This window comes from Psychroflexus aestuariivivens, from assembly GCF_004010055.1.
GTDB classification, from domain to species: domain Bacteria; phylum Bacteroidota; class Bacteroidia; order Flavobacteriales; family Flavobacteriaceae; genus Psychroflexus; species Psychroflexus aestuariivivens.
The window spans coordinates 186,524-196,863 of sequence record NZ_RQVT01000051.1; the positions used below are offsets into that span (position 1 = coordinate 186,524).

Genomic DNA, 10,340 nt, shown 5'->3' on the forward strand with positions numbered 1-10,340 from the left:
ATAGATGAATTCAATTCTTTTAAATAAATGCCAAATTATATTTCAGCCAGAAAGTTATACTTCACTAAATTCCTTACTTAAAGGCAAAAGCTATTCCTCTGTTTTTGTGTTAGTTGATGAAAATACACATCATTTTTGTGCTCATTATTTACTTCAAAATTTGGAAACTGATCTAAATATTGAGATCATAGAAATAGAGCCTGGCGAAAATTTTAAAACGATTGAAACCTGTTTGCAAATTTGGCAAAGTTTGAATGAACTTGGTGCAGATCGAAGTTCGCTTTTAATTAATCTTGGTGGTGGAATTGTGACAGATATTGGCGGTTTTGTTGGTTCAACTTTCAAAAGAGGAATTGATTTTGTTCACATTCCAACTACTTTACTTGGTATGGTAGATGCCTCAATTGGTGGAAAAAATGGAGTAAATCTAGAAGGTTTGAAAAACCAGATTGGCGTAATTCGACCACCTTTACAAATATTGATCGACGTAGGGTTTTTAGCCACTTTACCACAGCAAGAAATGCGAAGCGGTTTAGCAGAAATGCTTAAACATGGACTGATTTCAGATGAAAAATATTTCAACAATTTTGAAGATTTGTCAAATTTTGATATAGAAAAAATTAATGATTTTATTTATGAATCTATTCAAATAAAAACAAATATCACAGAAAAAGATGCTGAAGAAAAATCTTTGAGAATGCAACTAAATTTTGGTCATACTTTAGGTCATGCTATTGAAACCTATTGTATGAATTCGTCTAAAATGAACAAACTTCTACATGGTGAAGCTGTAGCCATCGGAATGATTTTAGCTTTGTACTTATCTGCTGAAATTTGTAATTTCCCTGTTAATCAACTCGATAAGAGCTCAAAAATCATAAATAGTTATTTTGACAAAGTTGATTTTGACAAAAATGATATTAAAGAAATTATCACACTTTTAATTCATGATAAGAAGAACCGCAACGGAAATATCAATTTTGTACTTTTGGAAAACATCGGCGTAGCAAAAATCAATTGTCAAGTCGATTCAGAATTGATTTACAAAGCATTTGAATTTTATAAAAATCTATAAAAAAAACCGTCTCAAGACGGAGACGGTTTCTGAATTTTTTAAATAAATATAATTTAAGCTGAAGCTTCTTCAGTTTCAGGTTCAACGATATCTTCAACGCTATTCAGATATCTTTCTGCATCTAACGAAGCCATACAACCTGTACCAGCAGCTGTAATGGCTTGTCGGTATTCTTTATCTTGAGAATCTCCACAAGCAAAAACGCCTGGATAATTTGTTTTTGTTGATTTTGACTTGGTTATGATATAACCAACATCATCCATTTCTAAATAATTTTTGAAAATATCTGTATTGGGTTTGTGTCCAATAGCGATAAAAAGTCCAGTTATTGAAATTTCTTCCTTTTCGCCAGTTTGGTTATTAACGATTCGCAAACCTTCTACAACTTGATCGCCTAAAACTTCATCGACTTCGGAATGGTATCTCAAATCGATATTTTTGGTATTTTCTACACGATGTTGCATAGCTTTGGATGCTTTCATTTCTCCTTTTCTAACTAACATCGTGACTTTAGTACAAATGTTGGCTAAATATGTTGCTTCTTCACAAGCCGTATCTCCACCACCTACAATGGCAACATCTTGACCCTTGTAGAAAAATCCATCGCAAACTGCACAGGCTGAAACGCCACCACCTCTTAATTTTTGTTCACTTGGTAAGCCTAAATATTTGGCTGAAGCACCTGTAGAAATAATTACAGTATTGGCTTCTACCCAATTTTTATTATCGATTTGGGCTTTGTGAATTCCACCTATTTTATCGGAAAGTTCAACTTTTGTGACCATACCAACGCGAACATCTGTGCCAAATCGCTCGGCTTGATTTTGCAAATCAACCATCATTCTTGGACCGTCAATGCCTTCTGGATATCCTGGGAAGTTGTCAACTTCTGTAGTTGTAGTCAACTGTCCACCAGGTTCCATTCCTGTATAAACTACTGGTTTCATATCTGCTCTAGCCGCATAAATTGCTGCTGTATAACCAGCAGGACCTGAGCCAATGATTAAACATTTGATGCGTTCTATATTTTCTGACATAATTGTAATATTTTGTACAAAGGTAGGAAGAAAATGTAATTCCTTACAGTTTTAATGATTATTGAGATGATAAAATTTATAATATAATTTAGTTTTGGATTCCAGTAGTTTTATCCATTTTTTTGAAGTGCTTTCAATGCTTTTTTCATGTGTTTAGAAGCATCTAAACTATTGAACTTTAATATAAGTTTTCCATTTTCATCAAAAACAAAAGTTTCTCTACCAGGAACTAAACCTAAAAGACTTTTTTTGACACCAAATTTTTTTCTAAGCTTTCCTTTGCTATCTGATAAAAGAATAAATGGCAACTGGTGTTTATTGGCAAATTTCTGATGTGATTTTTCAGAATCATTACTGATGCCAATAACTTCCGCACCAACAGATTTGAAATCTTCATAACTATCTCTGAAATTACAGGCTTCCTTTGTACAGCCAGGAGTAAAATCTTTAGGATAAAAATAAATTACCAAAGGCTTTTGACCTTTAAATTCTGATGATTTGATGGTGTTTCCTTCTTGATTTTTTAATTCAAAATCGGGTAAAGTATCACCTTTCTCTAGTGCCATAATTACTTACCTTTATAAGTTACAAAATTTCTTGGTGTCTCGTATAATGTTACTTCCAAATCATGATTATGATCTAATTTTGATTTCAATTTGTTCCAAATGACAACAGCAATATTTTCAGCAGTTGGATTCAAACTTTCAAACTCAGGTACTTGTTCATTCAAATTTTTATGATCGAAAGCATCTTCTACTTCAGACTTAATAATGTCTTTTAATGTTTTTATATCGATAACATATCCGGTTTCAGGATCAATTTCGCCAGTTACTGAAGCAATCAATTCATAATTATGTCCATGAAATTGTGGGTTGTTACATTTTCCAAAAATCTCATCATTTTTTTCAAAACTCCAATCTTTTCTATAAAGTCTGTGAGCTGCATTGAAGTGTGCTTTTCTGTGAACGGTAACTTTCATAAATTTATATTGAAGTTGAAGTCATTTGAGATTTGTGCTTTTTGAAAATGATCTTAAACCACTCTGTATATCGTTCAGGATATTTCTGAATATCTAGTTCCAAATCTTCTAAACTAATCCATTTCCAATCGTTGACCTCTTCAGGGTTTATTTTTGGTTCATCATTATAACGACCAATTAAAATATAGTCGTACTCATGTTCTGTCAGACCATTTTCAAAAGGTGCTTTGTATATGAAAGATATAGTTTCTTCTAAATCTGTAGAAAAACCCATTTCTTCATAAAGCCTTCGTTTACCAGCTTGAATATTAGATTCGTTGAGCTTTTGGTGACTGCAACAAGTATTTGTCCACAATCCTGGTGTATGATATTTAGTCAACGCCCTTTGTTGAAGCATCAATTCGTTTTTGTCATTATAAATAAAAACGGAAAACGCACGATGCAATTTTGCTTTTTCGTGAGCTTCAATTTTTTCCATAGTGCCGAGTTCATTGTCGTACTCATCCACTAAAATTACATATTTTTCTTCTTTAGTCATGTGTCAAAAATACAAATTCTGTTTGAGCAAGGTTAAAAATAAAAAAGCACCTTTATACAAAAGATGCTCATTTATGATAAATTTAATAAATATTCAGTTTAGTAAATTCGTTGTTTGCCCTTCAAAGCAATCACAAATGCATCTGGTGCACCTTGTTTTCTCAATTTATTTTTATGAGCGTTGGCTTGTGATTTTGTTTTGAAAGTTTTGGAGTAGAAACGTATATAACCGTCGTCATATTTGTGATAAAACGTATCTGGAATATTGTCTACGCTTGCATTTTTCATAGATCTCACTGCTGAAACTTGAACTGTGAAAACTTTCTCAGAAGAATTGAAATCGTAAGGTTCAAAGCTAGATTCGCTTGGAGTGTTATCAGCCTTGGCTTTAGGTTCAAAATCTTCATTTTTCGCGATTTTATCACGCATTTCCTTAGGTGTTTCATTTTCATTCAGAATAATAAACTCTGATCTTCTATTTAAAGCATGTTGACTTTCGGTACAATCCACGCCATTGCTACATTCATTGACCAATTGTGTTTCGCCATAACCTTTACCAGAAATTCGATTTCTTGAGATATTTCCATTTTCAACAATATAATTTACCGTCGATTGTGCACGTTTTTCAGATAGAATTTTGTTATAAGCATCTCCTGCCCTACTATCTGTGTGCGATCGGACATCAATCTTCATATTTTTGTAGGTTTTCAATAGGGAAATGACTTTCTGTAACTCTACTTCAGCTTGAGGTGTAATTTGTGATTTGTCGAATTTGAAATAGATTGGATCTAACTGTAAAATATCACTCAAATCATCGCCTTGTTTTGCTCTGGTAACTCCTAAATCGTTACCTTTTGTCATTACCATATCTTTCTCAATTTCAGCTTCATAATCACTACCGGAATTGATTAAATCTTCGTAGGTTTTGAAGCCATCTTTACTCACTCGAACAATATATCTGGTTTCGCATTCTACTTCAAATTCATATTCACCATTTTCATTTGTTGTGGTAGTTTTGAGTAAATTCAAATTTTCATCAAATAGTTCTACTGTTGCATCAGGAATCCCTTCACTTTTATTGACTTCTACCACGCGACCTTCATATTTTTGCTGGCAACTGGTAATTAATTCGTCGGTTTGCTCTAATCGATAAATATCATCCTCTCCAACAGTACCTTCTCTGTTAGTCGCGAAAAATCCTAATTTCTTCTCACTGTCAATTATGAAACTAAAATCATCTTTAGAACTATTTATTGGGCGTCCCAAATTGAAGATTTCACCATAAGTATTATCGTCTTTGATTACTGTGACATAAACATCTAAACCGCCAAGACCGTTATGTCCATCTGATGAGAAAAATAACAGATTATCATTACTCACAAAAGGAAAGCTTTCTCTACCTTCTGTATTGATTTTGCTCCCTAAGTTTCTGGGTTTTCCAAAAGTTCCATCTTCAGAAATATCAACTACATAAATATCTGACATTCCATTTGTGCCTTGCATATCTGAAGAAAAGTAAAGTTTCGTTTCATCTTCATTCAAACTTGGATGTGCGTAGTTGGAGTTTACACTAGTAAAAGAAAGTGGTTCAGGATTCTGCCATTCATTATCTTTTCTTTCAGATTTATACAATCTTAGGTAATTTGTTCCGTCTTCGCTCTTTTCCAGCTTACCATCTTTCATACTGTTTCTAGTGAAATAAACTGTATTTCCATCGTCGGTAAATACTGCTGAAGATTCATGAAATTTGGAAGTTAATTTTTCTGAAAATTCTTTTGTATCGCCAGTTGGTACCAGACTGCTATCAACTTCAACTCTATAAAGGTTCAAATAAGGCTGTTTGTTCCATTCATGAACACGTTTCATAGAGGATGAAATTTCTCGATTTGAAGCAAAGATTAAAGTGTCTCCGTAAAGAATTGGTGCAAAATCTGACAATTCTGAATTGATTTCTAAAGTATCAATTTTAAATTTACCTGATTGCATTTCTATCAATTCCAGATAGTTGCGTTCATTTCTCAAATTTTTCACTCTAGAATCAGACTCTCCGTTTAGCTTGTCAAATTCAAGCATAATTTCGTCGGCCTTATCATAAGATTCTACGGCTTTAAGGGCTTGAGCATATCTAAAAAAATATGCTTTTTCTTGATTTGGATTAATTTCAAAAAGTTTTTCATACCATTTTTTGGCTTCCTCCATCTCACTGTTAAAATAATAAGAATCACCTAGTTTTTTGAATAGGTTTTCGCTTTCATATCCAGCTTCAGCAACTTCAAGATAAACCTCTTGAGCGTCTATAAAAGCGTAGCTTTCGAACATTTTGTCTGCTTCTTTTAGTTTATCGCGCTGACTGAATCCAGTTGCACAAAACATGATGCAAAATATAAATGAAAAAAAGTATTGTGTTTTCTGTTTCATGATTAAAAGAATCTAGGCGTGTACATTTTCTTATATCTTTTGAATAATTCAAATCTAATAAAGAATTCAAAAGTTCCATCATTATAAGTCGTAAATTCAGTTATATCGCTATCGTAGGCTACTCCCATAAGTATTGAATCTGAAACTTGAAAACCGACTATACCAGAAAAGGCTGCATTGAGGCGGTAAGCCGCACCAAGAGTGAATTTTTCATTGAATAAAAAATTTGCAGAAAATTCACCTAAAAAAGGTGCGCCTTCAACATGTCTGAATAAAAAAGAAGGTTTGAATAATACTGTTGGCGAAAGGTCAAAAACATAGCCTCCCATCATATAATAATGTAATCGGTCTCTTGCTTGCGTTTCTGAACTATTTATTTCTGTGAAATGATTGGTTTCCAAAACTGATGGAACGCTTAGACCTATGAAATATTTATCGTTATGTAAAAGCATTCCTAAGCCAAACTCAGGAGATATTTTATTTTCTATTTGATTTTGAAAATTTGGATCATTAGGGTCAAAAACATTTAATTCGTTAAAATCCACGCTCAGCATGCTCACTCCTGCATTCAAACCAAATGAAAGCTTCGTGTATCGAGAAACATTGAAAGAATAACTATACACACCAGTAATTTTGGAATCTCTAGTCACCCCGATTTGGTCGTGTGTAAAATTTAAACCAAGTCCCATTTCTCCATCACGAATTGGAGAATGAGCTGAAAATGTTTGCGTTTGTGGTGCACCGTCAAATCCCATCCATTGTGATCTATGTAAAGCTGTTGCACTGAATACACCACGAGAACCAGCATAAGCAGGATTTATAATCATTGTGTTATACATATACTGTGTAAAGTTTGGATCTTGCTGAGCTTTTGTACTATTGAAGCTGAGCAGAACTAAGCTGAAAATGAGTATATTGAATTTCAATTTTGTTGACATAATAGATGATTAATTTAAATGTAAATAACCTTTATACTCTTCTAAATCACCATTTTGATTAGTAAAAGTAAGAACATAGAAATAAGTACCAGTTGGAAGTTTTTTATCTTTTTGAATCGTCACATTTCCATCGCTTTCACCTCTAAATAAATTTGTGTTTGGCTGGCCATAACCTTTGACATCAAAAACTTTAACGCCTTGTCTGTTGTAAATTTTAAGATTATTGTCTGGAAATGCTTCAATACCATCTATTCTAAAGAAATCATTCTCAAAACCATCTTCATTTGTAGAAACTGCATTAAAAATTTCGATACCTGTAAAAAAGCCATCATTTTCAGCAAATATTGGTGTATTGCTGACTGAAACTAAAGTTGAAGTAGGATTAGTTCCTTCAGTTTGAACAGCGTCTTCAGGAAAGTCTGAATCTGTTATGTCTATTTTTGAAACTGTGTTTCCAACTGGAACAAAAATATTCCAATCGCCATTATTATCTGTTGTAACTACTTCTACTTCACCAAGTGAATTTGTGATTTCAACATCAACATCGGGCATATCTGGCTCATTAATATCTTGTGATCCACTTCCATTTTCATCAAAATATAAATGTCCGGTTAATCCTATAAGTTGGTGGAAACCATCAACTTCATAAACGATATCAGCAATTGGAATATTAGAAGTTGTTGGATTTGTCCCGTCAGTTTGAATCATTCCAATCGGAAAATCAGGATCGTTAACATCAATAAAAGATTCTGTAGTTCCAATAGGAAGGACTAATGACCAGAACCCGTTAGCATCAGTTTCTTCAATTATTATATCTCCTAAGGCGGTTGTAATTTCAACATTTATATTAGGAATTCCCCCTTCGCCGATATCTTGCATTCCATTGTTATTGATATCGAAATAAAGCAGTCCAGAAAGTTCTCCAGATTCAAAAAATCCATCGATTTCTGATACTGAACCATTATTGATAACATTTATACTTGAAGGGTTTGTACCTTCAGTTTGGGTTGCACCTATAGGAAAGTCTGGATCATTTTCGTTTATAAGTGTCAGCGTATTTCCTGCTGGTAAATCTAGAGACCAATCTCCGTTTGCATCAGAAGTTACTATTTGAACTTCACCTAAAGCATCAGTAATTTCAACATCGATATTTGGCATATCAGGCTCATTAGCGTCTTGTATTCCGTTACCATTATTATCGAAATACAAATGTCCACTCAGTTCTCCTTTTTCGTAAAAGCCATCGATTTCAGAATAAGACTGATTCAGTGCAACATTTGTTATCGTAGGATCAGTGCCTTCTGTTTGAATTGCTCCAGTTGGAAAATCAATATCATTTTGGTTGATATCTACAGTTGTAGATCCGATAGGCACGGTTAAATTCCAGTTACCATCAATATCGGTAGTAGTTATAAAAGTTTCATTTTGAGAAGTTGTTATTTCTACATCAACACTTGGCATATCTGGTTCATTATTATCTTGTGTTCCGTTACCATTGACGTCAAAATACAAATGCCCACTCAGTTCACCAGATTCAAAGAATCCATTAATATCTTGAACATCAAGACCGTTAATTAATGTAAACGTTGTTGGGTCAGTCCCTTCTGTTTGGGTTGCGCCATTTGGAAAATCTGGATCATTTTGATCGATGTCGGCTTGAGTTAAACCTGCAGGGAGTAAAAGATTCCAGTCACCGTTGCCATCAGTAGTTACGATTTGGGTTTCACCAAGTGCATCTAAAATTTCAACATCTACATTTGGCATGTCGGGTTCACCAGCATTTTGGATTCCATTACCATTTAAATCGAAATATAAATGGCCTGTAACTTCAGAAGATTCAAAAAATCCATCAAGCTCAGAATAGGTTTGATTCAACTGAACATCTGTATTAGTAGGATCAGTTCCTTCTGTTTGAGTAGCACCGGTTGGAAAATCTGGGTCATTTTGGTCGATATCAACAATTGTAGAACCTACAGGAACTGTTTGATTCCAATCTCCATTGACATTAGTTTCAACAGTAACGACATCACCTAGAGAAGTTGTAATATCTACATCAACATTTGGCATATTTGGTTCATCAAAATCTTGCTCTCCATCACCATTAATATCAAAATACACATGTCCCATTACATTTCCGGATTCATAAAAACCATCAATTTCTTGCGCTATAAATCCATTTGACACAAGCGAAACAGTTGGGTTAGAACCTTGAGTTTGTGTCGCACCTGTTGGAAAATCTGGATCATTCTGATTAATATTAGATATAGAAATTCCAACTGGAAGCTCTACTGACCAATCACCATTAACATCTGTTGTAACAGTTTGAATAGCTCCGTAAACATCTGTGATTTCCACATCTACGTTTGGCATGTCTGGTTCGCCAACATCTTGTGTACCATTTCCATTTTGATCAAAGTATAAATGACCTGTCAATTCACCAGATTCAAAAAATCCATCTATTTCATTTAATGTTTGTCCAATTACAACACTTGTCGTTGTTGGGTTGGTACCTTCAGTTTGGGTGGCGCCAGTTGGAAAATCAGGATCGTTTATATCAATAATAGAAGTGGCATCGCCGATAGGTAGTTCGATACTCCAGTCGCCATTCGCATCGGTTACAAGTGTTGTAATTTCGCCTAGTGCATCTGTGATCTCAACATCTATATTTGGCATATCTGGTTCATTCCCTTCTTGTGTCCCGTTACCGTTTTCATCGAAATATAAATGTCCAGTTAATTGACCTGAAACAAAAAATCCATCTAATTCAGTTATCGTTTGTCCACTTAAAACGTTTGTCGTTGTTGGATTGGTGCCTTCAGTTTGTGCGGCTCCTGTTGGGAAATCTGGGTCGTTTTCATCAATATTTGAAATCGCATCGCCGATTGGTAATTCTAAACTCCAGTCGCCATTCGCATCGGTTTCTTCTGTAAATGTATTTCCAAAGACATCAGTGATTTCAACATCTACATTTGGCATATTTGGTTCGCCAGCATCTTGTGTTCCGTTACCGTTTTCATCAAAATATAAATGACCGGCTAATGTTCCCGTTTCGTAGAAACCATCAATTTCACTTGAAGTCTGACCGCTAACAACAGTTGTCGTTGTTGGATTGGTGCCTTCAGTTTGTGCGGCGCCGGTCGGAAAATCTGGATCGTTTTCATCAATAATAGAAGTTGCATCGCCGATTGGTAATTCGATACTCCAGTCGCCATTCGCATCGGTTTCAAGTGTTGTAACTTCGCCTAGTGCATCTGTGATTTCAACATCTATGTTTGGCATATTTGGCTCATTCCCTTCTTGTGTGCCATTTCCATTTTCATCAAAATATAAATGTCCAGTTAGTTGCCCTGAAACAA

8 protein-coding genes are annotated in these 10,340 nt (G+C 34.4%); 1 reads left to right on the forward strand and 7 read right to left on the reverse strand.

Features of this window, described 5'->3' with window-relative positions:
• Positions 1-4: 4 nt before the first annotated feature.
• A complete protein-coding gene (gene aroB / locus EIG86_RS11290) occupies positions 5-1,075 on the forward strand; it encodes a 3-dehydroquinate synthase (protein ID WP_127846282.1) in 1,071 nt (356 codons plus the stop codon).
• Between the two features lie 53 nt (positions 1,076-1,128).
• On the opposite strand, the gene trxB is transcribed toward aroB, so the two are convergent.
• From trxB to EIG86_RS11325, 7 genes are all read right to left on the reverse strand, one after another.
• A complete protein-coding gene (trxB, locus tag EIG86_RS11295; protein WP_127846283.1) occupies positions 1,129-2,112 on the reverse strand; it encodes a thioredoxin-disulfide reductase in 984 nt (327 codons plus the stop codon).
• A 110-nt stretch (positions 2,113-2,222) separates the two neighbouring features.
• Complete coding sequence (locus tag EIG86_RS11300) at positions 2,223-2,678, reverse strand: peroxiredoxin (RefSeq protein ID WP_127846284.1); 456 nt, start codon at positions 2,676-2,678, stop codon at positions 2,223-2,225.
• A 2-nt stretch (positions 2,679-2,680) separates the two neighbouring features.
• A complete protein-coding gene (locus EIG86_RS11305) occupies positions 2,681-3,091 on the reverse strand; it encodes a 6-pyruvoyl trahydropterin synthase family protein (protein ID WP_127846285.1) in 411 nt (136 codons plus the stop codon).
• 4 nt (positions 3,092-3,095) lie between these two features.
• Positions 3,096-3,629, reverse strand: a complete 534-nt coding sequence (idi, locus tag EIG86_RS11310) for an isopentenyl-diphosphate Delta-isomerase (RefSeq protein WP_127846286.1) — start codon at positions 3,627-3,629, stop codon at positions 3,096-3,098.
• Positions 3,630-3,727: 98 nt separating this feature from the next.
• A complete protein-coding gene (locus tag EIG86_RS11315) occupies positions 3,728-6,046 on the reverse strand; it encodes an OmpA family protein (protein WP_127846287.1) in 2,319 nt (772 codons plus the stop codon).
• A 2-nt stretch (positions 6,047-6,048) separates the two neighbouring features.
• On the reverse strand, positions 6,049-6,984 hold the full coding sequence (locus EIG86_RS11320; protein WP_127846288.1) for a PorP/SprF family type IX secretion system membrane protein: 936 nt from the start codon (positions 6,982-6,984) through the stop codon (positions 6,049-6,051).
• A gap of 9 nt (positions 6,985-6,993) precedes the next feature.
• On the reverse strand, positions 6,994-10,340 hold a 3,347-nt coding region (locus tag EIG86_RS11325; RefSeq protein ID WP_127846289.1), incomplete at its 5' end, for a T9SS type B sorting domain-containing protein.

Excerpts from the sequence above, each read along its gene's own strand:
- aroB (WP_127846282.1), top strand. The coding sequence starts at position 5 with ATGAATTCAATTCTTTTAAATAAATGCCAAATTATATTTCAGCCAGAA.
- EIG86_RS11315 (WP_127846287.1), bottom strand. The coding sequence starts at position 6,046 with ATGAAACAGAAAACACAATACTTTTTTTCATTTATATTTTGCATCATG.
- trxB (WP_127846283.1), bottom strand. The coding sequence starts at position 2,112 with ATGTCAGAAAATATAGAACGCATCAAATGTTTAATCATTGGCTCAGGT.
- EIG86_RS11305 (WP_127846285.1), bottom strand. The coding sequence starts at position 3,091 with ATGAAAGTTACCGTTCACAGAAAAGCACACTTCAATGCAGCTCACAGA.
- EIG86_RS11320 (WP_127846288.1), bottom strand. The coding sequence starts at position 6,984 with ATGTCAACAAAATTGAAATTCAATATACTCATTTTCAGCTTAGTTCTG.
- EIG86_RS11300 (WP_127846284.1), bottom strand. The coding sequence starts at position 2,678 with ATGGCACTAGAGAAAGGTGATACTTTACCCGATTTTGAATTAAAAAAT.
- idi (WP_127846286.1), bottom strand. The coding sequence starts at position 3,629 with ATGACTAAAGAAGAAAAATATGTAATTTTAGTGGATGAGTACGACAAT.